The following is a 25,403-nucleotide window of genomic DNA, read 5'->3' as shown; positions in this document are numbered from 1 at the left end:
TTGCCGTGGCCACCAACCTTCTTCAATGAAGTCACCGGAGGGGCACTCCGGTGATGATGAGCGGCACCCGCTCGCCCCGCTCGTCGAGCACCCCTCAATGAAGTCACCGGAGGGGCACTCCGGTGATATCGCGTCGTCGGCGGGGATCCTGACCCTGCATTTCGTCCCTCAATGAAGCCACCGGAGGGGTACTCCGATGATGCGAGCATCCCGTGCCATGTCCGGCCCGTGTACGTCCCTCAATGAAGCCACCGGAGGGGTACTCCGGTGATCGCAGAGGGTTTTACCGCACTGTTCGCAGTGGCTGTACCCTCAATGAAGTTACCGGAGGGGCACTCCGGTGATTTGGGCCGGCGGCTTCCAATCTGTCTAGTCCGAGCGGATAGTTGACGCATGTGTCGGGGCATGGTTTACAGGTGTCTCTTGGGGCATGGTTTACATCTGTCTTGGGGCATGGTTGACGGGTGGTTGTTGTTAATCGTGGCATGGATACACAATCACAATCACAATCGCATCAGTCGGAATCCGATAGCACCGCTCGCAGCGAGTTCCTGCGCAACAAGGCGATCGTCGCGGCGATCGCGGACGGCGTGCCGGCCGCGCAGGCGGCGCGACGGTACGGGGTGACCCGCCAGTAGGCGTACGAGCTGAAGCGCCGGTGGGAGGCGCAGGGCGAGGCCGGTCTGCTGCCGCGTTCCCGTCGCGCGCACAGGATCGCGAACAAGACCGGCAAGGACCTGGCGGATTGCATCGTCGCGATACGCCGCGAGCTGGACGCCAAGGGACTGGACTCGGGCGCGGAGTCCATCGCCGCCCGATTGGAGCGCGAGGGCGTCAAACCGCCCGCGAACTCGACGATCCACCGCATCCTTGTGAACGCGGGCCTGGTGCGCCCCGAGCCGAGGAAACGTCCGAAATCCAGCTACGCGCGGTTCGAGGCGTCGCTGCCGAACGAGACGTGGCAGTCGGACTTCACGCACTGGCCCCTCACCGACGGCACCGACGCGCTCATCGTCTCCTGGCTCGACGACCACTCGAGGTTCCTCCTGTACTCGCGCGCGTACGGGACGGTCACCATGCGCACGATCGAGGAATCGTTCCGCACGGCGTGCGCCGGATACGGGATACCCGCGTCCACGCTGACCGACAACGGGACCGTGTACACGACCCGGCTCCTGTCGGCCGATCCCGGTTCGTTCGAACGCCTGCTCGCCCTGATGGGCGTAAGGCAGAAGAACGGCAGGCCCTACCATCCCCAGACGCAGGGCAAGATCGAACGCTGGCACCGCACGCTGAAGCAATGGCTCGCCGCCCGACCCCTGGCCGCGGATCTCGACGAACTCAACCGGCAGCTCGACGAGTTCCGCCGCGAATACAACGAGGAACGCCCCCACCGGGCATTGAACCGACGCACCCCCAAGGAGGCGTACGAAGCCAAGGGCAAGGCGCTGCCCGACCCCGAGATCGCAGCGCGCGAGCAAGCCAGGCGCGACGGGGAGGAACGCCGCGCGAACGCGCGCGCCGCCGGACACGCCAAACCAGTCCCCGCGGACGTCACCGTCCCGCCCAGAATCCACAAGGCCGACCCGCGCGGCTGCGTCATGCAGGAAAACATCGCCGGCCGGCGCCGCACCATCAACATCGGCAAGGAGAACGCCGGCAGGACCGTGGAACTCGAAGTCGACCACGGCACCATCACCGTCACCGACCCCGCCACCGGCGAGATCCTCGCCGAACAGACCCTCGACACCACACGCGACTACCAACGCCGCAAACCCATGCCCGATGTCAACCATGCCCCAGCACACATGTAAACCATGCCCCAAGAGACCACGTCAACCATGCCCCAAGACACCTGTCAATTATGCCCCAAGACAATACAGGAGATGGAAACTCATCTCCGATCACGCTCACCCTCAATGAAGTCACCGGAGGGGTACTCCGGTGATCTGATCGCCTTCCTGCCAGCCAAGACATTCGACCGCCCCTCAATGAAGTCACCGGAGGGGTACTCCGGTGATGTCGAAATTATGCTGGGATTCATTCACAAAATCGGTCCCTCAATGAAGTCACCGGAGGGGTACTCCGGTGATGCGAAGGCGACTGAAACGGCGGTGCGTAACTACCTCCCTCAATGAAGTCACCGGAGGGGTACTCCGGTGATGCGAACAGGCGCTCGCAGACGCCGGTAAGGAGGCCGACCCTCAATGAAAACCGCCGGAGGTTACTCCGGCGGTGGGCACCTGTTCACGTGCCTTGGCGAACGCGTTGCGCCCTCAATGAAAACCGCCGGAGGTTACTCCGGCGGTTCGGCACGATTCCCGCCGTGGCAACCGCGTTCGCCCCTCAATGAAAACCGCCGGAGGTTACTCCGGCGGTCTGGATGGTCTGGCGCGACAGGGTGGTGTAGCCGCCCCCTCAATGAAAACCGCCGGAGGCTACTCCGGCGGTGGGGTGCCTTCAGCTTCCGCACCTCGATCATGTCGGTCCCTCAATGAAAACCGCCGGAGGTTACTCCGGCGGTATGCGGTGTGGTCCTTGATGTGTCGGCGGATGGTCTGCCCTCAATGAAAACCGCCGGAGGTTACTCCGGCGGTAACCTGATTTCAACCGGTTCCGCCTCGCCGATATCCGCCCCTCAATGAAAACCGCCGGAGGTTACTCCGGCGGTATGTGAACGAGATTGAACTGTGGACGATGGCACAGGTCCCTCAATGAAAACCGCCGGAGGTTACTCCGGCGGTCCCGTCGCCGTGTTTACGCGTCCCGTCCCGGATTGCCCCTCAATGAAAACCGCCGGAGGTTACTCCGGCGGTCGCGCCGACGACGGTTCTCCTCCTCCCGCATCCGCGCCCCTCAATGAAAACCGCCGGAGGTTACTCCGGCGGTTTGTCCGAACCGTTCCACCGCGCCCAATACAAGCGCCCCTCAATGAAAACCGCCGGAGGTTACTCCGGCGGTGGCCGTGCGTAAAACACTTGCAAAGACTCGTCTTCTGCGAGTATTCGCGAGCGCTTAGCTCATGAGTATAGTACCGACCGCCGCAAAACGACGCCATCACCGTCGAATCTCTGCCACTGACAGGTGCGAGCGCTTCCCCGGTAAACAACCTCTGATTCAGCCCTCGCGGAATCCTGTCCACTCTTCTATTATCAAGCATCACGCATGCATGACGCACAGAGTTCAATCAGATCTGTCAGATCACCGTGGGAATCACGGTGTCCTCATACCGTCGACGTCCGAGGAATATCAAATCCCGTTTCGTTCGGCTGCTCAGACCAACGTCACACACCAGAACGGAATCCGATGCTCCATCGATCTCACGTTCCAATGTCGCCTGTAACCGCAACAACTGCGCGGGACGTATACGGAGCAGGAACACACTGTATTGCAGACGCTCACCATGGCTTTGCAGCACTTTGGCGACATGCGAGCGCCGTACGTCATCGTTGATGTCGTACGCAATCAAATAGCTTCGTTGCTCATCGCTCATCGTATACGAATTCCCCTGTATTCACGTTGCGTTCCATCCAAATATCCAAGAATCATTCTGGCCTGGATTTCGATGATTCTGCGCCATGACGCCTTGTATCCGAAAATCGGATGCGTCAATTCGGTTTGCAGACGTCGCTCATATGCGGATATGAACGACTTGCGCGTGGAATCACCCAATCTGACCGATCCGAGCGCATACGAGAATCCTCGGGGTTTCACCTCTCCGTTGTTGATGACCGTTTGAACCACGGAATCCACGACCGGCGCACGGAATTCCTCCATCAGGTCAAGCGCCAAAGCGGGCTTGTTGCGTTTGCTGCTGTGGAGGAATCCCGCGTGAGGGTCCAATCCGCAGGAAATCAACGCCCGCACGCAATCTGACAGTAACATCGAATACCCATAGTCAAGCAACGCGTTCACGGCATCGGGTGCCGGCCTGCGCCGACGTGATGTCCACGGCCATTCATCACGCTTGTCCGGTTTGATGAGTTGCCCGAATTGACCGAAATATATGGAGGCGGCTTCTCCTTCCAGTCCCAGCACGTCCTGCCAACGGTTCGTGTTGCGAACGGTCTTTTCGATGGAAAGAAGCTCGCCGACCGCGGGATTGGCTTTATCCGATCGTCGCAGCAGCACCGCCTGATTGTGGATTTTCGCGATGATGAATTCGCGCGCCAGACCCAACCGTCCCTCCCGCGAGGCGACATGCTGATCGGCACGTTGTTCACCATTCGGCCCATATGATGGCATCGTCCAACCGTATAGACGCCCCGTGCCGCTGCACCACAGAATCGGTATGTTCCGCCACATCAGTTCATGAATCAGGCCGCTGGACAAATCCGTGTTGCCATGTACCTGCAATCCTTGGATGGTGTCCAATGGGATGGACGCGAGCTGCTCGCCGTCCTTAAACACCACCATTCTGCCGGATCTGCTGAACGCTTTCGCACCAGGACAGGCCAGATGAGTGACCTGGTTGTCCGGGGACGAGACCATGACACGCTTGGACACCGGCGTCAATTTGCGTTCCTCCGGCAGGCAGATGCCGACGTGCGAGCACCGCATGCAGCGCGCACTGTCCTCCAACGGCTCCGGAGCCGCATCCGCGGCGATGAGACGCCGTGTCTTTTCCACCGCCTCATGCGCCTTCAGATAGTCGTCTTCATCCAATTCGACGGCCACGTTGCGGTGATGCGAGGTGAAGAAGACCTCGGTTCGGGCCACACGATACCCCATATCCTCAAGGCATGCGGCCTGCAACGCCAACTGGATGCGCATGGCGTCGGTGACGATCATCTCCCGTTTGATTGGAGTGGCTTTGTATTCTCGTATGACGACGCCATCGTCGGTAAGTTTCGCCGCATCGAGACGGCCCGACACGTTCCATGCCTCATGACGAATGTCGATCGCCTGATATTCATCGGCATCGCCGGCGGCATCGATGCGGTCGACTTTGCGATGATCGTACATACCGTGAGCCATCTGCGCGCTGTCGACCTTCTCGCCGGCAGCCTCCAGCCACGCCCGGCGAGGGCAGAACATGTAGTTCGCCACCAGACTAATCGGAATGGGATCATCGTCCATGGGATTCTCCTTCAGGCTGCACAGGCATGATTCTGCCTTTCTGGAGCCATCGTTCCGGCGCGGAAACGTTGCTGGACTTGTACTGGGGAAACAGTACACATGCCCGTACGCCTTTATTTGTAAGCCACTGTCTGCTCTTCTGGACGTTCATCACCGTGAGCGATTGCGCATCGACGTCGTTCTTCTCCTCGTTGTTTCCCGTCGGAGCATCCAACACGGATTCCAGAGCGACGATCAGCAACGCACGGTTACGCACCACGGCGCGATACCGTTGCAAGGTCCATGGCTCATCCCATAGAGGCAGCACCGCGAACGGATTCTGACCTTTGACCTGGAACAACGCGGTCGTCGGACCACGTTTCGCTTGGGTCGACCGGAACACCGGAAAAGCGGACACTCCGAATAATGCGCACCAAACCTGCGCATTATCGGTCATAGACGGATGACGCAAACCTGTGGGACTCCTGCTGTCGGGCTTGTTCTTGCCGATTTCATCGACGCTGGAACCGCCGGACAGGCCCTTCGCAATCTGTTCGTCCGTTCTGCTCGCGACCGCTTGCGCCAAAGGCGCCAAACGACCAGTGATGAATTCCTGGCCACGGTTACGCGGCACCATCTCCCAGCGAGATGCACCCCTATCCGGCGTATAGCCCTGCGCATCCATGGACCCCGCCCAATAGGCCGGCTCACCCAACGCTCCCACGTATCGTCGGTCCAGTACCGTCTGTAATGCGTCGATGGCCTCGCATCTGTCATGTTGCAACGATTCCCACCCTCCGCGCTGGGATGGCATGCCTAACCGGGGACTGAGGGTCGCCCGTTTCTTCGCGGTGCCGGAATATGTTCCATCAGCGCCGAGCCATGAGGACTCGTGCCAGCGACGCACATGCTCGTGTACGATTCGCGCGCATGCACTCCAATCAAAATCGTCGTCATTGATGCGGATGCGGGCGTGCTCATGGTCGCTCCACCATATCTCGCATGTCCGCTGCTCGTCGGCATCCTCGAGAATCGAGGCGAGTCCGACGAGCAGCAGATGCGCGAACGCGTCGTCGAAGCGCCCGTGTAATTCCAGTTCACTTGCCATCAGTTTCCCTCCTCGGACACGGTGATGTCGGCGGAACGAAGAATCGCCTCCAAGTAGGCCATACCCCAATATCCATAGCGGACGTCAGTATGCTCGATGATGCGTTCCCAGACGCCTTCGTCGAACAATCGTCGGGCGGACGCGTAGACGGCGTCGATGGGCGGCGTCTGCTTGTCGTCCCGGTTCCGCACCGCTTGGGGAATCAGAGCATCGGCGTTGTCCTGGAAACACGACCTGCCATGCCCATGCGACGTGCCAGCGAGACGCGTCACCAGTTCGATGTCATCGGCCTGCAGATCATCACCTAATGCCCAACACTCCGCCGCGGACCGCTGCTCATGCCGCCAGCCCTGCAGATTCATCTCACGACGGATACGCGCCTCGCGCTTCGGGGAACGAATCGCGCTTTTCGCAAGGTAATCGTCGCCCAAATAGGTATCCGGGAGATGGGAGGACAGCCGCAGCAGCATCTGGAATCGGAAGTCCTTTTTGCCGTCGTCATGGTGCCGTGCCGCATTCTTCAAATCCGAGACCATGCCCTCAGGCAGGCCAAGGTTGAACGCGAATCGCTCCACGCGACGTTCCACGGCGCGTTGATGCCCCGACTCCGTGTTCAACCGCACAGGCTTGCGCGCATCGGAGGCGCGCATCTCCTGCAGTTCCCGACCATCGGAAAGTGTGGAGAGTGGTTTCAGCACCATCCACACTTCGGACGAGTCGAAGGTCTCGACGCCGGGATACACCGTGGGAAGGAGCAGCTCGGCATCGCCATGATCCATGGCGAACCGTTTATTGGCTTCCTGCACGGCCTCGCGCATTTCGAGCGTGAAATCGGCCAAAACCCGACCATCTACGCCACCGGAGGATGCGCCGGAGGGAGCTCCCCGGTCTTCCGACGGTTCATTGTTCTGTATCTCCTCTTCCCGGATTGCGACAATAGCGTCGTATAAAGCTTTGGTCGTGGAATCCGGCTTGGAATCGGCTTTGATGACGACGCTCCCACTCTGGCACTGGTTATAAACGTCTTCCTCTTTCTCCGGCTTCCTGGCATCCGGACTGACGATATGCATGTCTTTGTCGAACAATTTGGCCGTGGAGTCCACGATCAGCATGTCGCCCGCCTGCAATGAATCCAGCAATCTCCCTGAACCGTTCCAACGGGATACAGAGGATTGCACCCCATGCCGCTGCGGCTTCATGATGAAGATGCGGGATTGCGAATCACCAGAGGACAGTCTCTTACCGATGCCGTCGATGTTCCCCCATGCCAATGGGAACGATTCATCCGCCACGGGAGGGATATCCTGCAACAGGCTTATTGCGGTCTCGTCGTTTTCGGGCAGGTCACGAACAACCAAGCCGATGTCCGGCCCATCCGTCGCGGATAGGTCGTCACGCAGCCATAGGTCGAGATCAGCCTTCCCCTGATTGGCAAGCCCCATGTCGGCGGCAAGTTCCTCATCCGTATGGGACAGGTTCTCGATATCCCAGATCTCGGGCCTTTGCCACAGCATGCGCGTCGGGGTCGTCTGCTTGGGCGGTTGCTGCGCGCATCGCCAGGCGGATAGTCCGTCGCCTTCGCGGAGCTTCTCCAACCAGTGCCGGGCCTCTTCCACATCCTCCGCACGGTACGGAGCCGCATGCTTGGCATCAATCGCCCGCGTCACCACCGTGATTTCGCCCCGGTCGCGCAGGCCACGGCGGTTCACGCGTCCGGCTCGTTGGACGAGCGCGCTTCCCGAAGGCAGTTCGGTGATCAGTGAGGCGAAGTCGACGTCGACGCCCACCTCCATCGTCTGTGTGGCGACCACGCATCGCAATCCCGTCTCCCGGATTGCGTCGGCATCCCCTCGCAAGGCCTCGAAGACCTTCCCCCGAATCAGTTGGTTCTTGTCGTATTGACGCATGGGGCCGATGAACCCGAGAATCACCGAGTTCGCATCCGCGCCTTTATCGGCATCGGATTCCTTCTGGCGCTTCTCATACTTTTCCCGCAACTCCTTCAACACCGCTCTCGCGGTGCCTACCGTATTGACGATGCATCCGACCACGCCGCGATCATCGCCATGCTCCTCCTCGGACACAATGGCTTCCATGCATCGTTCCGCCAATGTCTCCACCAAGGCCTTGTCCGTCTTCACTTCTTTCACTGGGTCCACCGGCTTGGGCGTCATCATGCGGGCGGCAAGCGTAGAATCCACTGCGAAGTCGGCTTCCTCGACGCCGATGCTGATGTCGTCGGTGGACGGGCCGCTCTGCGTCGCGGTCGTGGAGACGACCTGGAGCACCGGCCGCGATTCCATGACCGGACTGTCACATAACGTTTCCAAGCGAGCAACGGATTTCGCAGTGACGACCAGCTGCCGGTTAAGGTGCGCCTCATCAGCGACCAGAACGGTATCGTATGCCAGCAATCCGGCTTCAATCGGCCGAGCAGCCGCACGCGTGCCGTACCCGTGGAACAGCAGCCGACTGCCGAACATGTCGGGGGTGGCGCACAGAATCTGGCATTCCGTCGGATGATACCGCCATTCACGGGTCGTCTCGTCAATTGCCTCGCCGCCCCGCAGCCGGGTGACACGCAACGGGGTGACGCGGGACCGGCACGACGCGTCATCGGCGTCATCGGCGCCCGAGGATTCACGGAGCATGAGACCCCGTCGGATTTCCTTCAGCACGGGGTCGCCGGTCTCCTCGCCGAGTTTGTCCGCCAGCGCGAGAGCCTCCTCATACTGGTCATCCACCAGAGAGCGCCTGTTGACGGTCATCACCAGACGACGCGGCAGCCTATCCAGCTTCAACCCGGCCAGAAGCCCATGCCATTCGTTCCCGTCGTCCCCGGAATCCGCCGCCAGTCCAGCCAGTACGTTCAGGAAAACGTGTATGTCTATGACCATGGTCTTGCCGGCACCGGTAGGTGCCTCAAGACGGTCCGGCCATTTGCCACGATCGATGACGCTGTGCAGCAGCCGATACTGCCACTGGTACGGTTTACGACCAGAATGGACGCAGGAGACATACCTGCCGAACTCATCGTCGATTCGTTCCCTGATCTCGTCAGGAATGGGCATCGTATTCGTCATATGATCACCGGCTTTCCGGAATCGTCGATCAATTGTCGTGGCACATCGACGGGGACGAGTAATCCACCGCCCAGATGTCGGCTCTGGCCGACGGCCATGACCGTGCGGTCCATGTCGCATACGTCGGAGAAGGAGAGCCATGCACTCATGCCTGCCACCAGCGTCCCGGGCTGCGTTTTGTGCACGTAATCGATCATCGATGTGCGGGACTCCGCGTGCACATTGAACATTCTCACCGGAGATCCTTTCGCGCATACGCGGTCCACAAGGGACCAATAGGACTGTTTCCGGCCCTTTGCAGTGCCGGTTCCACCTGCGTCGACGGCGTCATCATCGGCGAATCGATCACGCAGCACATGGCCTACGGCCAGTGCCATGCTCTCGTTGACTCCCCATGACGCACTGCGTCCTTTCAGACGTTTCACGGGGTGGGTTTCACGGATGCATAACGGATAGGGAATCCAGAATCGCACACTTCCGTCGGGGACTTCGGCCCAAACGGCATCGGCATCGATCTCCCGCATCTTACCGAGATAAAGCGTGTCTCCGTTCCGGGAGAAGAAAAGCCTCTTCCCCTCGACCGAGGCGCATACGTCAGCAAGCCTTTCGACCTCATCCATAGGCATGTCATGGGGAACCATCACCAAGAACCCTGGAAGAATATCACGCAGCTTCCTGTCCACGCTTCCCTTGAAATCGGCAGTCAACACGTGAATGGCGACGTTATTGGCGGGGCGCTGTCTGGCATCCCAGACGAGGTCGTATCGCCCGGTCAGCATCGGCGATGCACCGTATCCCCATTGACGTATCAGCAACCGGTGCATGGCCACGGACCATGCCACGAGCTGCCGTTCCTGAGGCGACCACTGTTGGGGACCCGTCACGGGAATGAAGAAGCATCGATTCCACGGCTTGACGAACTGATGCTTTGCAGGGGTCTCCGCTTTGATGTATCCGGCGCTGCCGACGGTCGGGTACAACGTGTCAGGCAGCACGTTCTTCTCGCTCTCGCTGCCGGACGGCACCGATACCCGTTTGGGGTAGGCGCGTTCATGCCCGTGTTGCAGATCCTTCAAATGACCTTGCAGGGGAACAAGGAATTCCGTCACGGAAGAGAGCGACGAAAGCGAAAGATCCGTCGCGTGGATTAACGATTCCGGCAACGGGTATGCATCGGAGGTCTCCACTGTGATACGTACCGGAGTGCATGCTTCTCCTAAATACGGCACCTCCCAACACAGGTCAGCCAATACGTCCTGAACCTCCTGGCACGGAGCCTGCTCCCACTGCCATATCAGGTCACCCTGTTCCGAGGAGTCGTAGGCGACCGATGGCCAGGCCGGGGCGTCCTTAATCGCCGGCCGGGCGTTTTTTTGATCCCAGCTGCCGCGATCCCGGTACACGATGGCCCGCGAGACCAGATGCCGTTCCTTGGGGAGGCGAATCGCGTCGGGGGGATTGCCTTCCAGCCACGAGAGCGCACCGCGTATCTCCTTGTCGTCCAGAGGATGGCCGCCATCATGATGTTCGGATTCAAAACCGAATGCATTGTAGGCGGCGGCCACCATGGCCTTGTAGAAGCGTTCCGGGGACGGATAGAGCTCAGGCTCCCCCGTCTCGCCAGCTCCCTGATACGTGTGCATCAGGAAGGAAACTCGAATAGTGAATGGCATTCCCAGCTCCGATTACTCGTCGGTGCCTTCGGCGGACGCCACTTTCATCACCAAGGGGTTGCCGGTGATGTCGAACATCTGTCCCTGCCAGTCCACCCCAGCTTTCGTCTGAGCCTGCTCATACGCCTCCTCCAGCAGCGCATCGGCATGCTCCACCGACAGCGGCGCGAGTTCAGTGGACTCGCCACCGCGTTCATCCAGCACAGTCACCGGAGCGGAGGCCTCGCGCAGCAGGCAGTTGGCCCGCAGGTTCAGCTCTTGGTTGCTGCCTGCCATGGCATCGAGAATCATCGCGGCGAGCAGCACGCGGATGGACTGGTCACCTTCGGTACCGCAGCCGAAATGCAGCGTGCGCAATATGGAGAAACTCAGCACATGCGTACGCACGATATCACTGACGGAGATGCCATCAATGGCGTCCACCTGCGGCGGAATCGCCCCAACGCCGATACGGGAGCCCTCACCCTTGTCCCCGAAGTTCTTCCTTGTCGCATTGGTGAGATCCGCCCCAATATCATCGAGAAGCGACTTGGCGTCGTTTTTATCGAATCGGATGCTGGCAGCGATGGGATCGATTCGCGCGCCGGCACGGTGGATGACGGCGGCATCCCTCCCCTGCTGGGCGGTCACTCCGATGATCTCCCCGTTGTACGGGGAGGCGAGACGAAGCTGGTTGTTCCTACGCGTCGAATCCCAGCCGCCGAAGGCGACCGTGATGGGAGACAGGTCGAACAACGGCATCAGATTGGCCAGCGTCGCGTTGCGGGCCCGGACGTATGCGGGGTTCTTGGAAACGGATTGCCCATCGATCTCACCGATACGGAAATGTCCGTCGAATGCACGCTGCGGCAACGTCACGTCGTACGCCGCACGTTCAATCGGTGCGCCCAGCTCGTCCTTGGACATATACGTCACACGCATACGCGGCATCTTGGAAAACACCGGATGCCCGTCCTCAATGGCTTGGGCGATATATGCCTCGGCACGGTTGCTCTGCGATGTTCGGGAGTCGATGAGCACGACACGCCTGCACTCGCCGCTCCTGACCGGCCTGCCGGAGACTGTCACTCTGCCGTTCTCATCGAGCGGCATGAACCGGTCTTCGAATACATAGGTGGCCCCTCCGGCACCGGCATATTTGGCAGGTGCCACAATGCCGTCCATGCCAGCCGCCGGTTCCAGCAGCGTCCGTTCGGTCAACGTGCTTGGACCGCCCAGCTTCGCCGCCCGATTCAAATCGTCGAGGGTCAGTTCTCTCATGTCCTTCTTATCGTCCGTCATGTCATTACCTTTCTTTTCCGAGGAACTCCCGTGTCCCTATCCAATAAGGCTGTGTTAAGAGCCAGTACACCGCGACGAGCCGGCCGACACATGACCCGCCTTTCATCCTCCTTACCGAATGTTGTGCGTGCGGTATTGGCATCAGTATAGAAGTGCCTCAAACAACCGGTGCATCTATACCGGAATTTTTCCAAAGAAAAATCCGGATGCCTTGTTCCCAAGACATCCGGATTCCTCATTATCGGCTTAATCAAGCCGATTCATCGGCGTGTTGCCATAGGGTTCACGCCTTCGTCACCTCGGCGGCAAGCTCGGCGCCTTCGACCACGTCGAACGCGTCGGCCTTGGTCTCGGCGGCAATCAGGTCGCGGAACGCCTCGACCTTGGCGACGGCGTCGGCCGGCACGACCAGCTTGAGCGCGATGCGGTCGGCCACGTCGAAGCCGGCGGACTTGCGGGCGTCCTGCACGACGCGAATCGCGTCGCGGGCGTAGCCTTCGGCCTCCAGCTCGGAGGTGAGCGCCGTGTCGAGAATCACGAAGCCGCCGGTCGGCAGCGCTGCGGACACGGACACGGCCTCCTCGGCGGCGTCCTTCTCCTCCACGCGGTTGATGAGCTCGTACTCGCCATCCTGAAGCGCGATCTCGCCGGAAGGCGTCTCGACGACCGGGGCACCGGAAACGGCATCCACGTGCCAGGCGCCGGACTTGGACGCCTTGATCGCGAACTGGACGTCCTTGCGCAGGCGCTTGCCGGCGACGCGCGCGTTGACGCGCAGCTCGTGCACGATCTTGAGACCCTGCGAGGCGGCGTCCTCCAGCGTGCAGAACTCCACGTCCTTCACGTTGAGCTCGGACTTGAGCACCTCAGCGTAGGCGCGCACGGCGTCCACGTCCTCGGCGACCACGGTGAGCTTGGAGAGCGGCTGGCGCACGCGAATCTTCGCGGCCTTGCGCAGCGACAGAGTGCCGGAGACGACCTCGCGCACCTTCTCCATCGCGGCGACGAGCGCCGGATCGTCGACGAGCACGCGGCCGAGCTCGGTGCTCTCGCCGGTCTTCTCGTCCACGACGAACGGCCAGTCCGCCAGATGCACGGACTCACCGCCGGTCAGACCGCGCCACACGGATTCCGCCTCCATCGGGGCGAGCGGCGCGAGCACGCGCATGAACGCCTCGAGCACCGTGTACAGCGTGTTGAACGCGTTCTCGTCCTTGGCAAGGAAGCGGTCGCGGCTGTTGCGGATGTACCAGTTGGTGAGCACGTCGATGAAGTCGGAGGCGGCGTCGCACGCGTCGGAGATCGCGAACTCGTTGAGCGACTTCTCGGCGGCGAGCACGAGACGGCGGGTGCGGGCCAGCAGGTAGCGGTCCAGCTGCGGCAGGGACGCGACCTCGTCGGCCTTGAGCTGACGCGCGTCGTAGCCGGCGGCGTTCGCGTACAGGGTGAAGAAGTAGTAGGAGCTCCACACGGGCAGCATGACCTGGCGCACCGTGTCGCGGATGCCCTCGGCGGTGACGATCAGGTTGCCGCCGCGAAGAATCGGCGAGCTCATGAGGAACCAGCGCATCGCGTCGGAACCGTACTTGTCGAACACGCCGTTCACGTCCGGGTAGTTGCGCAAGTGCTTCGACATCTTCTGGCCGTCGGAGCCGAGCACGATGCCGTGGCAGATCACGTTCTTGAACGCCGGACGGTCGAACAGGGCGGTCGCCATCACGTGCAGCAGGTAGAACCAGCCGCGCGTCTGGCCGATGTATTCGACGATGTAGTCGGCCGGGAAGTGCTGCTCGAACTTCTCCTTGTTCTCGAACGGGTAGTGGAACTGCGCGAACGACATGGAACCGGACTCGAACCAGCAGTCGAGCACGTCGGAGATGCGGCGCATCGTGGACTTGCCGGTCGGGTCGTCCGGGTTCGGACGGGTCAGGTTGTCGATCCACGGACGGTGCATATTGATGTTGCCGTCCTTGTCGCGCGGGTAGTCGCCGAAGTCGGCCTTGAGCTCTTCGAGTGAACCGTACACGTCGACGCGCGGGTGCTTCGGGTCGTCGGACACCCACACCGGGATCGGGGAGCCCCAGAAACGGTTGCGGGAGATCGACCAGTCGCGCGCGTTGGCGAGCCACTTACCGAACTGGCCGTCCTTCACGTTGTCCGGAATCCAGTTGATCTGCTGGTTGAGTTCGAGCAGACGCGGCTTGATCTTGGTGACGGACACGAACCAGGAGCTCACCGGCTTGTAGATGAGCGGCGTGGCGCAGCGCCAGCAGTGCGGGTAGGAGTGCACGTAGCTCTTCTCCTGGAAGAGGATGGCGCGACGCTCCTCGGGGATTTCGGCGAGCGGGCCGGACGCGTTGCGCAGATCGCGCAGGATCGGCTTGTTCGCGTCGAACACGTACATGCCCTCGTAGTCGGGGCACTGCGCGGTGAAGCGGCAGCCTTCGTCGAGCACGTCGGTACTCTTGACGCCCTTCGCGTTGAGCGTGTTCATATCGTCCTCGCCGTAGGGGGCCTGGTGGACGAGGCCGGTACCCTCGACGGTGTCGACGTAGTCGGCGGTGAAGATCGTGTAGCCGTTCGGTCCGGGCACGTTGCCTTGCGCCTCGGCCTTCTCGCCGGCGAAGTACGGGAAGACCGGCCAGTAGCGGCGGCCTTCCAGCTCGGAGCCCTTGAGCTCGCGCACGATCTCGTAGTTCTCGCCGAGTTCCTTCTCGTAGTGCGGCAGCAGGGCCTTGCCGAAGTAGAACTTCTTACCGGCGTACTTGCCCTCGGTGGGCTTGACCTCGACGTAGTCGATGTCGGCGCCGACGACGATCGCGAAGTTGGTGGGGACTGTCCACGGAGTGGTGGTCCAGAACACGGCGTAGGCGTCCTCGTCGCGCATCTTGACGGCGACGGAGACGGTGGTGTCCTGACGGTCCTGGTAGACGTCGGCGTCCATGCGCAGCTCGTGCGCGGACAGCGGCGTGCGGTCCTTCGGGCAGTACGGCAGCACACGGTAGCCCTGGTAGGCGAGGCCCTTGTCGTACAGCTGCTTGAACGCCCACATCACGGATTCCATGTACGGGATGTTCAGCGTCTTGTAGCCGTGCTCGAAGTCCACCCAACGGGCCTGACGGTGCACGTAGTCCTGCCATTCGTGCGTGTACTTGAGCACGGAGGCGCGACAGGCGTCGTTGAACTTGTCGATGCCCATCTTCTCGATCTGGTCGACCGAGTCGATGCCGAGCTCCTTCTGCGCTTCGAGCTCGGCGGGCAGGCCGTGCGTGTCCCAGCCGAACACGCGGTTGACCTTGCGGCCCTTCATGGTCTGGTAGCGCGGGATCACGTCCTTCGCATAGCCGGTCAGCAGGTGGCCGTAGTGCGGCAGACCGTTCGCGAACGGCGGGCCATCGAAGAACACGAACTCGTTCTGGCTGTGGTCGCCGGAGGGGTTGCGCTCCACCGACTTGATGAAGGTGTCGTCCTTGTCCCAGTAGTTGAGGACGGTCTCCTCCATGTGGGGGAAGCTGGGGTTCGGCGCGACGTGCGCGGTCTCGCCGCCCTCGTTCGCCTTGGGATATACGTTGTCGCTCACCGTGTGGCTCCTCGTAATGCTTCGTTGGTTTCCTTACGAGGACGACTTTGGTTCCGGCGTGCCCACGCCTATCGCTCCATGCGACGTGCGTGCAGTCCACCGGCACCGCCACCGCGGTACCACCTCGCTTGCCGCGCCGGATCGCGTCTTCTGAAGACGCCTCACGCCGCGACCGCTTGAGTTCGGCTATGTCGGGCCGATCCCGTCGGGTCTAATAAGCGAGGATATGCGCCAGACGCAGCCGGGTACGATGACCACGGCCGTCGGTATGGCGGCTGCTCGCCGTTCTTCCGAAGACTCCCCGCTGATGACGGATCGATGTCTTGACTTCGGTTGCACATCGTAGCACGCCGCGTGCCCCGCGCAAGACGCGTCTCACGCGGTTGCGCCGCCTCCCGCCGCGACGGCGCCGACGCGCGCCATGAACTCGTCTAGGAACCGGCGGACGCCCACGCCCACCGCCGCGTCGACGGTCTTGTCGGCCGTGTTGAGACGGTCGTAGTCGCCGATGGTGCGCCCGCGCGTGGGACCGTCGAGGTCGACCTTCAGGTTGATGGGCAGCGTGGTCACGAGCGTCGGATCGAGCGCGACGGCCACGGCGAGCGGGTCATGCAGGCCGCATCCGCCCATGCCGGGCGCGCTGACCGCGTACGCGTCGATGTAGTAGTCGGTCATGTCGGCGAGAAAACGGCCGGCCGGCGTGCCGGTCGCGCGCCAGCATGCGGTCTCGCGCTTGGTGAGGAGCGTCTGCATGGTCACGTCGAGTCCGATCATCGTCACGTGCGCGCCGGAACGGAAGATCCGGTCGGCGGCCTCCGGATCCTGCGCGATGTTCGCCTCGGTCCATGCGTTCACGTTGCCTGGGACGGTGAGCGCGCCGCCCATCATCACGATGCCGCCGATCATGTCCTTGACGCGCGGCTCGCGTTCGAGCACGGCGGCGATGGTGGTCATCGCGCCGGTCGGCACGAGCCACAGGTCCTTGCCGTAAGTTTCGGCGGCGTCGATGATGAAGTCGACGGATGTCTGCGTTTCGGCTTCGCGCGTGGAATCGGGAATCCTCACTTCGCCGATGCCGTTGCCGCCATGGATGAACGCGGACCCCTTGCTCACGGTGAACGTGCCGTCGCCGCCGTTGCGCGGGTCGGCGTTGATCGGATGGTCGACGCCCCGGTACACGGGGATGTCGGCGCGTCCGAACAGCTCGGTGACGGCGAGCGCGTTGCGTACGCCCTGTTCGACGGTCACGTTGCCGTAGGTGCCGGTGATGCCGATGAGTTCGGCGTCGGGGCTGCCGAGCGCGTAGGCGATGGCGAGCGTGTCGTCGATGCCGGTGTCGAGATCCAGTATGAGTTTCTTCCTGTCGGTCATATTCCGCCCGCTCTCCCTGACGTTCGCCGCCTGTCGACTGCCAACTGTCGGTTGTCAACTGTCACCTATCGGCTTCAGGCTATCACCTCCAATCGGCTTTCCCCGTCGGGCGTGACACGGCTCACTTCGATTCGTTCGGCGATCTGGTCCTTGAGCCAGTCGACATGGGAGATGATGCCGACGTCGCGGGTGCGGCTGATGCGGCGGAGCATGTCCATCACGTCGGACAGATAGTCTTCGGAGAGGGTGCCGAAGCCTTCGTCGACGAACAGCGTGTCCATGCTGATGCCGCCGTTCTCCGCCTGGATGATGTCGGCGAGCGCGAGCGCCAGGGCGAGGGAGACGAAGAACGTCTCGCCTCCGGAGAGGGTGCCGGGGTTGCGTGTCCGTTCGGTGCGTCGGTCGAACACGGTGATGTCGAGTCCGGTCTTGCGGTTGCCGGTCGAGGCGTTCTTCACGAGCCGCAGTTCGTAGATGCCGCCTTGGATGTCGCCGAGCAGTTCGTTGGCGCGGTCGAGCACGTCACGGAACCGTTCGGTGACGGCGTAGGTGATGAGGGTGAGGCGGTCGGGGGCTCCCGAGGCGTTTTTGTCGCCGTTGGTGAGGGCGGCCATGCGTTCCAGTGGCGCGAATCGAGCGGCTTGGTGTTCCCATTGCACGGCGGCTTGTTCCATGGCGGCGGCTTGGGTGTTCCAGTCCTGCCTGAGCGTGGCGAGTGCGCCGACTCGCCTGCCGGTTTCGTCGGCGTGCAGTTCGGCTTCGCGTACGGCGGCATTGGATGCGTCGACGTCGATGGCGTCGATCGCCATGCCCAATGGCGTCGGCTTACCGTCATCCGTGTAGGCGACGCAGACCGCACCGGATGCCGGCGCGGCCAGACCGGTGGCACCGGTGACCGGTATGGCCTGACCGACGGCATCTGCATCGGTTTCCATCGCGTCAAGGTCGATGCCGAACGCGCGTAGTTCCTGCTCGTCGATGCCGGCGAGGCTGGCTCCCAAGTCGTCTCGCGATCGGGCGAGGTTGGTCTGCGCGGTTTGGATCATGTGCTCGTGGCGCTGTATCCGCTGCTGGATTGCGGCGTGTTCCTGTTCGTCGAGACCCGCTGCGATCGCGGCGCCCACAGTGTCGAAGTGGCCACTGTGTGCGAGGGCGTCGGTCAGGTTCGCTTGGGCTTCGGCAGCCTGGTGCGCGGCGGCGTCCGCCTGGGCTTGTTCCCCGGTGTATCGGCGTTCAAGTTCGTCGCGTTCGCCGATGGCCTGTTTGAGCTGTTCGGCTTCCTTCTGCCGCGCTTCGGCTTCGGCGATGCGCGCGTTGGCGTCGGCACGTTCCCGTTCGACCGTCGCCGCGGTATATCCTTGCGCCTGCTCGGCGGCATCCGCCGCGCTGGCACCGGCCGCTTCCGCTTTCGCCTCCGCTGCGGCGAGCTCGGTTGTGGCCTGCCGTAACGTCTCCTCCGCCTTGGCTATGGTCTGTCGGGTGGCGTGCAGCGCGTCCTGCCGGTGGCGTTGTCCATCCAATGCGGCGAGGTCGGCTTCGATGCGCGCGATGCGCGCTTCGGCCTGCTCGACGTCGAGTCCTTCGCTGTGTTCGACGTGCGAGGCGAGGTCACGTTCGGCGTCGCGCACCACGGCGCGCGCCTGCTCGGCTTCGGCCTGCTTGTTCTCGACACGCTGCTCCAATTCGGCACGTTCCGCGGCGTCGGCCACGTCGTCGGGAGCAAGCGCGGGTGACGGATGCTCGATGCTGCCGCATACGGGACACGGTTCCCCGTCTTCGAGCAGGGCCGCGTATTGGGCGGCTCCGGATTGCCTGATGGTGGCGTCGGCGAGTTGCAGGGTTCGTTTCGCGGCGGCGTGCGCGGTTTCGGCGGTTTCGCTGCGGCGTTTGAGCTCGGGCAGTTCGTCCCGGAGACGTTCGACCTGTCGCGCGTGCTGGAGTATGCGGTTGGCTTGCTCGAGTTCCGAAGCCAATCCTTGCGCGCCGCCCAGCCGTTCGGCGATGTGTTGGAGTTCCTGCTCGATGTCGTCGCCGTCCGGCAGCTCGTCCAATGCTTTCCGCGCGTCTTCCGCCTTGGCATGTGCCTGTGCGAGAGCCTGTTTCGCCTGCTCATGCCGCGTTCGGGCCTGCTCGGCGGCTTCGATGAGCCGCTCGTGCGCATCGGCGTTCTCCAGATCGGATCGGGCAGCCTGGATGCCGGCCGCCGCCTTCAACGCCTGTTCGCGACGCTGCTCCAACTCGCTCCGGTCTTCCATGCCTTCCAGTTGCCGTTGCAGTGCCGCGGCTTGTTCGACGAGTCGTTGCCGTTCCCCTTCCAGGGATTCGACCTGCGTGGCGAGGTCGACGATCGGCCGGGCTTCGTCGGCCAGTCCCAGAATGTGCCGGTCCTGTTCGATGACGGGACCGTCGGCCTGCACGTCGTGCAACGATCGGAGATCTCGCAACTCGTGCGCCGCCGCATCACGCAACGCCACGGCATGCGCATGATGCGCGCGTGCGCGTTCGAGAACCTGTCCGGCCGCCGTATTCGCGGTTTCGCCGTCCGCCACTAGTTTCTCGCATTCCGCGTCGACTCCTACGACGACGGAGTGGAGCGTCTCCCTGATCTCATCGGGCTCGCGTGCGGGGTAGGCGAGCCTGCCGGCGTCGTCCCGGTCGAGGCCCCAGCGCGCATTGGATAGGATCTCCGGCTCGTCGCCTCCTTCGAGGCCGACGCCGCGCTCCGCGAGAACCCGCGAGGCCGTGACCTTGGCTGCGGCGATGTTCCCGGAGAGTCGGATTCCGGAGCGTTCCATGTCGCTTTTCATCGTTCTGCGGCGTTCGGCGAGTTCGTTCTGGATGTCCTCGTAGATTTTCGCACCGAACAGGTTCTCTACGAGTTCGGTGCGTTTCTCGGGGTTCAGGGACAGGAACATGGCGAACTGGCCTTGGGCGAGCATGATGGTGCGGGAGAACTGTTCGCGGTTGAGTCCGATCAGGCGTGTGATCTCCGGTCGCACGTCGCCGGCGCGCGATGTGATCGCCTCGGCGTGCCCGGCTTGTTCGGCGTAGTCGAAATATCGTTCCGCCCCGTCGCCCGGCGTCCCGGCGAGCGCGGCGATGCCCCGGTCGAGACGCATGAGTTTTCCTGTGGCGTTGTGTGCGGTCGTGCCTTCGCCGTTGGCTTTCGGATGATCGTATTTCGGCGTGCGTCGCACTTCGTAGTAGTCGTCTCCGGATTGGAAGATCAGATCGACGTAGGTTTCCTCGCGACTGTCGGCGAGGAACCGCGAGCGGACGCGCTGGCCGTCGCCACCGGAGTCCAACGTGTCCTTCTCGTTGCCGGAGATGTTGCCGTACAGGGCGAACGTGAGGCAGTCGAGAATCGTCGTCTTGCCGGCGCCGGTCTCCCCGTCGATGAGGAACATGCCCGACCGGGTCAACGCGGCGAAGTCGATGGCGTATTCGCTTTTGTACGGTCCGATGCCGCGGAATTTCATGGCGATGAGTTTCATGGTCAGTCCTCCTTGTCCGCTTCGGCCGGCACGCGTCCGACGCCGTTCCTCATGCCGACACCGCCGGCCTCTGGGATGCCAGCCCCGCCGCCCGCATGCTCGGCATGACCGTTCAACGCCGCTTCCACGGCCGATTCCAGTACGCGGCGTTCCTTGGCGTTGGGGTCGCGGTCGAGCTGATGACGGACGAACTGTTCGAGCACGTCCATTTCCGAGACTGCCTTGCGCAGGTCCACCGCCCGCCGATGCGCCGCCGCCGGCCGACGGTCGTACACGATGTTCTTCTCCAAAGCGTGCGCGTATCGGTCATCGATCTTCTGGTAAAGCCCTTGCGGAAATTCCGAGGCGTGCACGGTCAACGACACCCAGTCGTCGCGATGGGCAGCGGCGAGACCGCCGAGAATCTCCTCCACCGTGCCTTCCAGCCGCACGAACGCGGGTTCGTCCGACTGCACGTCCACCGTGCGGATGCCACCTACCGTTCCTTCCGACACATCGAACAGCACGACGCTTTTGCCGTTGCCGACGACCGGCGGCGTGCGGCTTTCCGAGAACGAGTAGGCGAGCAACGATCCGCTGTAACGCGCCTGCGGCGTGCGGTCGAGAGCGAACACGGACTCCCCTGCCGGAGCATCCGGTATGGTCACCAGCTGCGGGCGATGCAGATGCCCGAGCGCCAGATAGTCGAGCCCGCTGCCCGTGAACAGGGAGGCGGGGACGCTGTCGACCCCGCCGACGGCGATGCCGCGTTCGGATTCGCTGGAGGCGGCTCCCGAAACGAATACGTGCGCCATGAGCGCCGCCGCAAGATGCGGATCGCCATCGCGCCGGAAGGCGAGGTCGCGGGTGACGAGTTCCAAGGCGGCGCGCATCATGCCCTCATGAGACCGCGGGATACGGTAGTCCACGCCCGCCTGTTCCAGCAACAGCTGCAATCCGGAACGTGCCGTGTCCGGATCGAGATACGGCAGAGCGTATACGGCGAGCGTCTCCTCCCCGCGCGAGACGACAATCGGATCGGCGAGAGACTCGACGCCGCATCGCATGTGCACGTTCGGACGCATCAGCCCCGCACCCGCGCCGAGCCTGATCGCGGAGTCATGGTTGCCGGGCGTAATGATGACCTCCAGCGGATTCCCATCGACTTCGAGACGGCCGAGCCGGTCGAACATCGTGTCGAACAGGCGAATCGATTCGGCGGACGGCACGGACAGGTCGTACACGTCGCCCGACACGCACAGCACATCCACATGCTCGCGTTCGATCAGGCCGATCAGCCACTCCAATGCCGTGCGCTGATAGTCAAGCAGATCGACGCCTTTGAACCGGCGCCCGATATGCCAATCGGAGGTGTGCAGCACCCTCATGACGGCTCCTTCCGTCCGGATCGGCGGATACGCCGCCGACCAACCTGTATGTCGTCTTCGCCCACCGTAAACCGAACAATCACCAACCGGTACATATGTACCGGTTTTTCTCCGTCATCCCGCCTATTCAGAAGACATCCGGCGTGTCGCATGCGAAGACCGCCTCATCGCCACCCCGCGCCGACACGACTCACTGCCCGATCCGCCCCCAATCCTGCAGTGCGAAGCGGACCGGCACCACGCCGTTGTTCACATAGTCGTCGATCTCCTGCTCAGGCGTCCGTCATCCCCGTCCATGAACGCGTCCACCATGGCCTACCAGAACCAGGCCAACACCAGCAACGCGAAACTGGCCACGGACACGCTCACCATCTCCGGCGTGGACGCCTACCAGACCACGCTCACGGGCGTGAAATTCACGCTCAACTACTCCACCGGCTCGTACGGCGGCACCATCACGCACTCCACGACGAAAACCGCCAACAGCGTGACCATCAAGGCCGGGTTGGCGTAGACCGTCACCAGCCCGCCCCCACCGCCTCCTGCATGCAGGCGACGGTCTCGCGCAACGGGACGGAGCCGCGCCAGTGCAGCAGGTACATGTCGAGATGATCGGTGCCGAACCGTCCGAGGCTCGCCTCGAGACTGCGGCGCAGGTGGCGACGTCCCGCGTTGTGCAGGTACACCTTCGAGACGAGATACAGCGAATCGCGATCATAGCCGGCGACGGCTCGGCCGACGAGCCGTTCGGTGCCGCCGTCCGCGTACATCTCCGCCGTGTCGATGAGTCGGATGACTGCGTCCAGTCCGGTCCGCAGCGCCTCAATCTCCCGTGACGCCGGCCGGCGGCCTTCGCCGAAATACCACGTGCCCATGCCGAGCCGCGGCATCGCGCTCACGTCCGGCAACGTCACGTCGGACGTCGTCCCCGTCCGCGCCGCGCCTTCCGTCACGTCGTCTTCCGCCGCCATACGACCGTCCCCGACCATCATGACCTCCCCTTCCGTCGCGTCATGCCGTCATCCGTGATGCTATGACATCGCGGCTGCGTCAGCACGATGCCGCGTCAACGAAGCCGCCGCCCCGCGCACCACACGTGGTCAACGGCCCAGTCGGCGGAGTCGAGGAGGTTAAGGTCGGCGGCGTATCCGGGGGCGATGAGGCCGAGCGGCGCACCGGTGACACTGTTGGCCTTGTCAAATCCGAAGGCGCGGGCCGGGGTGAGGGTGGCGGCCTCGACGGCGGCGACCGGGCTCAAACCGAGTTCGTTGACCGCACGCTGGACCGCGACCTCCAAGGTCAGCGTGGATCCGGCGATGGCACCGTTGGAGACGAGCCTGGCGTGGCCGTCCACCACGTTGACGTCGAGTTCGCCGAGCTTGTACGCGCCGTCGGGGCAGTCGGTGGCGGCCATCGCGTCAGTGACGAACGCAATCCGGTGCGGTGCGAAGCCGAAGCCCAGGCGGACCATCGGGTTCTGCACGTGGAAGCCGTCGTTGATGAGCTCGATGACGACGCGCGGGTCCTCCACGGCGGCCGGAATCGGGCCGGGCTCGCGGTGGTGCAGGCCGTTCATCGCGTTGAACATGTGCGTCATGATGCCCGCGCCCGCATTGAAACCGGCCTGAGCGGTCTCGTAGTCGGCGTCGCAGTGGCCCACCGCGGGCACAACCCCGGCGGCGGCGAACTGCTTGATGGCGGAGATGCCGTGTTCCAGTTCGGGGGCGATGGTGATCTGACGGATGCAGCCAAGCCTGCCGGCGGCCGGGTCGGCACCGGAGGCCTCCAACAGTTCATCGACGAGTTCGGGCACCGGGTCCTTGAGGCAGTTCGGGTCGTGCGCGCCCTTGCGCTTCAACGCGAGGAACGGCCCCTCCAAGTGGCAGCCAAGGATGTCCGGGCGGCCGGAGGCCATCTTCTCGTGCACAGTGCGGATGTTGCGGCAAATCACATCCATCGGGTTCGTGATGAGCGAAAGCACCTGACGGGTCGTGCCGTGCACCGCGTGGCCGGCACGTGCCACGTCGATGCCGTCCGGACCATCGTCGAACGACTTCTCCCACGCGCCGTGGGCGTGGATATCCACGTAACCGGGCGTGAGAATCCGCCCGTCGGCGTCGATCACGGAACCATCCGCACCGGCCGGGTCGATGCCGACCGTGCGGCAGGCGTGCTCGAACGCCTCCTCGCCATCGCCGTTCGCCGCACTCGCGCCGGACGCGACGATCACGCCGCGCGCGTCCGCAACCACCCAACATCCGGATTGCTCGCCGCGGGCGTCCACCTTGCGCGCCCCGCGGATCGCGACCGGCCGGGCCTCGCCCTCCAACGCCGCCGTCACCCGTGCGACGGTCTCGCTTCTGTCCTGTGCCATCATGGCCTCCTTGATATGCGTATGGGCTCCCCTTCACGAGCGAAAAGGGGAGCCCGGTTCCGGCTTGATTACAGGCTACGCTCAGATGCCCTGCCAGGCGGGCTTGTGTGCGTAGGCGTAGCGGTAGTAGTCCTTGTGGCGCAGGCGGGACGCGGCCTCCTCGTCGATGATGATCGTCGCGTGCGGGTGCAATTGCAGCGCGGAGGCCGGGCAGAACGCGGACACGCCTCCTTCGACGGTCTCCTCGATGGCTTCGGCCTTGCCCGCGCCGAACGCCAGCAGCACGAGATGACGCGCCTTGAGAATCGTGCCGATGCCCTGCGTGATGCAATGCGTCGGCACCTGGTCGATGTCGTCATCGAAGAAACGCGCGTTGTCGATGCGCGTCTGCTTGGCGAGCGTCTTCACGCGAGTGCCCGACGCGAGCGACGACCCCGGCTCGTTGAATCCCACATGACCGTCGGTGCCAATGCCGAGAATCTGCACGTCGATGCCGCCCGCGGCCTCGATCGCCGCATCATAGGCCGGACCGGCGGCCGCGATCCTGTCACCGGCCTCCAGGGGCGCGCCGTCCAGCACGTCGCCGGGCACGTGCACCTTGGCCGGGTCGAGACCCAAAGGCTCCACGACCGTGCGGTGGATGGTCGAATGGTAGGACTCCGGGTGCGTCAGCGGCAGGCCCAGATACTCGTCGAGCGCGAAGCCGCGCACCTTGGAGACGTCGATCGACTCCTCATGCACGATCTTGGCGAGGGCACGGTAGGCGGCCAGCGGGCTCGAACCGGTGGCCAGGCCCAGCACCGCGTCCGGCTTGGCCTTGATGAGGTCCGCGACCGAGCGGCCGTAGATCTCGCCGGCCTCCTCCTCGTTCCTTACGATGATCACTTCAGCCATGATTGATTTCCTTTCTGATAATGCGGTTCCTGATACGTTCATGCGCCCGCGCACACACGCTCTGCTTCTCGTGACGCGCGCCGCCGACATCCACTTCGACGCCGGCCGTCCGACGGAACC

Annotated in this window: 16 protein-coding genes and 2 CRISPR repeat arrays; of the genes, 3 read left to right on the top strand and 13 right to left on the bottom strand. The window is 63.1% G+C overall.

Annotated elements, in window-relative coordinates; all coding sequences use genetic code 11:
* Positions 1-22: 22 nt before the first annotated feature.
* Positions 23-345: a CRISPR direct-repeat array (repeat unit 33 nt; unit sequence TCAATGAAGTCACCGGAGGGGCACTCCGGTGAT).
* A gap of 140 nt (positions 346-485) precedes the next feature.
* On the top strand, positions 486-638 hold the full coding sequence (locus AC1AYR_RS02455; RefSeq protein WP_476511294.1) for a hypothetical protein: 153 nt from the start codon (positions 486-488) through the stop codon (positions 636-638).
* Between the two features lie 9 nt (positions 639-647).
* Positions 648-1,814, top strand: coding sequence for an IS481 family transposase (locus tag AC1AYR_RS02450; protein WP_476511344.1), 1,167 nt, complete (start codon positions 648-650; stop codon positions 1,812-1,814).
* A 387-nt stretch (positions 1,815-2,201) separates the two neighbouring features.
* Positions 2,202-2,961: direct repeats of the CRISPR family, unit length 36 nt; unit sequence CCCTCAATGAAAACCGCCGGAGGTTACTCCGGCGGT.
* A gap of 235 nt (positions 2,962-3,196) precedes the next feature.
* Here the strand turns inward: AC1AYR_RS02450 and cas2 are convergent.
* The 10 genes from cas2 to AC1AYR_RS02400 all read right to left on the bottom strand — a co-directional run bounded on the left by cas2 (position 3,197) and on the right by AC1AYR_RS02400 (position 22,015).
* Positions 3,197-3,493, bottom strand: coding sequence for a CRISPR-associated endonuclease Cas2 (cas2, locus tag AC1AYR_RS02445; protein WP_476511295.1), 297 nt, complete (start codon positions 3,491-3,493; stop codon positions 3,197-3,199).
* Complete coding sequence (cas1, locus tag AC1AYR_RS02440; RefSeq protein ID WP_476511296.1) at positions 3,490-5,079, bottom strand: CRISPR-associated endonuclease Cas1; 1,590 nt, start codon at positions 5,077-5,079, stop codon at positions 3,490-3,492. Before cas1 ends, cas2 begins: the two co-directional genes overlap by 4 nt.
* The gene (locus tag AC1AYR_RS02435; protein WP_476511297.1) at positions 5,069-6,166 is read right to left on the bottom strand and encodes a hypothetical protein; all 1,098 of its coding nucleotides are present in this window, start codon (positions 6,164-6,166) and stop codon (positions 5,069-5,071) included. The genes cas1 and AC1AYR_RS02435 overlap by 11 nt, the downstream gene beginning before the upstream one ends.
* The gene (cas3g, locus tag AC1AYR_RS02430) at positions 6,166-9,249 is read right to left on the bottom strand and encodes a type I-G CRISPR-associated helicase/endonuclease Cas3g (protein WP_476511298.1); all 3,084 of its coding nucleotides are present in this window, start codon (positions 9,247-9,249) and stop codon (positions 6,166-6,168) included. Before cas3g ends, AC1AYR_RS02435 begins: the two co-directional genes overlap by 1 nt.
* Positions 9,246-10,922 (bottom strand): type I-G CRISPR-associated protein Csb2, encoded by a 1,677-nt coding sequence (gene csb2 / locus AC1AYR_RS02425; protein WP_476511299.1) that lies wholly within the window; start codon positions 10,920-10,922, stop codon positions 9,246-9,248. The genes cas3g and csb2 overlap by 4 nt, the downstream gene beginning before the upstream one ends.
* 12 nt (positions 10,923-10,934) lie before the next feature.
* Positions 10,935-12,203, bottom strand: coding sequence for a type I-G CRISPR-associated protein Cas7 (locus AC1AYR_RS02420; RefSeq protein WP_476511300.1), 1,269 nt, complete (start codon positions 12,201-12,203; stop codon positions 10,935-10,937).
* Positions 12,204-12,486: 283 nt separating this feature from the next.
* Positions 12,487-15,783 (bottom strand): mupirocin-resistant isoleucine--tRNA ligase, encoded by a 3,297-nt coding sequence (ileS, locus tag AC1AYR_RS02415; RefSeq protein WP_476511301.1) that lies wholly within the window; start codon positions 15,781-15,783, stop codon positions 12,487-12,489.
* A 375-nt stretch (positions 15,784-16,158) separates the two neighbouring features.
* Positions 16,159-17,154 (bottom strand): nucleoside hydrolase, encoded by a 996-nt coding sequence (locus AC1AYR_RS02410; RefSeq protein ID WP_476511302.1) that lies wholly within the window; start codon positions 17,152-17,154, stop codon positions 16,159-16,161.
* A gap of 74 nt (positions 17,155-17,228) precedes the next feature.
* A complete protein-coding gene (locus AC1AYR_RS02405; RefSeq protein WP_476511303.1) occupies positions 17,229-20,648 on the bottom strand; it encodes an AAA family ATPase in 3,420 nt (1,139 codons plus the stop codon).
* 2 nt (positions 20,649-20,650) lie between these two features.
* Entirely contained in the window at positions 20,651-22,015 is a 1,365-nt protein-coding gene (locus AC1AYR_RS02400; RefSeq protein ID WP_476511304.1) for a metallophosphoesterase family protein, read from the bottom strand.
* 295 nt (positions 22,016-22,310) lie between these two features.
* On the opposite strand from AC1AYR_RS02400, the gene AC1AYR_RS02395 reads away from it, so the two are divergent.
* Complete coding sequence (locus AC1AYR_RS02395) at positions 22,311-22,529, top strand: hypothetical protein (protein ID WP_476511305.1); 219 nt, start codon at positions 22,311-22,313, stop codon at positions 22,527-22,529.
* 4 nt (positions 22,530-22,533) lie between these two features.
* On the opposite strand, the gene AC1AYR_RS02390 is transcribed toward AC1AYR_RS02395, so the two are convergent.
* The 3 genes from AC1AYR_RS02390 to nagB form a co-directional block, all read right to left on the bottom strand.
* Entirely contained in the window at positions 22,534-23,007 is a 474-nt protein-coding gene (locus tag AC1AYR_RS02390; protein ID WP_476511306.1) for an aldo/keto reductase, read from the bottom strand.
* A 74-nt stretch (positions 23,008-23,081) separates the two neighbouring features.
* Positions 23,082-24,389: an N-acetylglucosamine-6-phosphate deacetylase gene (gene nagA / locus AC1AYR_RS02385; protein ID WP_476511307.1), complete on the bottom strand. Its 1,308-nt coding sequence runs from the start codon at positions 24,387-24,389 to the stop codon at positions 23,082-23,084.
* An 81-nt stretch (positions 24,390-24,470) separates the two neighbouring features.
* Complete coding sequence (gene nagB / locus AC1AYR_RS02380) at positions 24,471-25,283, bottom strand: glucosamine-6-phosphate deaminase (protein ID WP_476511308.1); 813 nt, start codon at positions 25,281-25,283, stop codon at positions 24,471-24,473.
* Between the last annotated feature and the right edge of the window lie 120 nt (positions 25,284-25,403).

Source organism: Bifidobacterium sp. LH_417 (assembly GCF_056357035.1).
The sequence above is the reverse complement of the archived record's forward strand: the minus strand, read 5'-3'. Positions and strand labels throughout refer to the sequence as shown.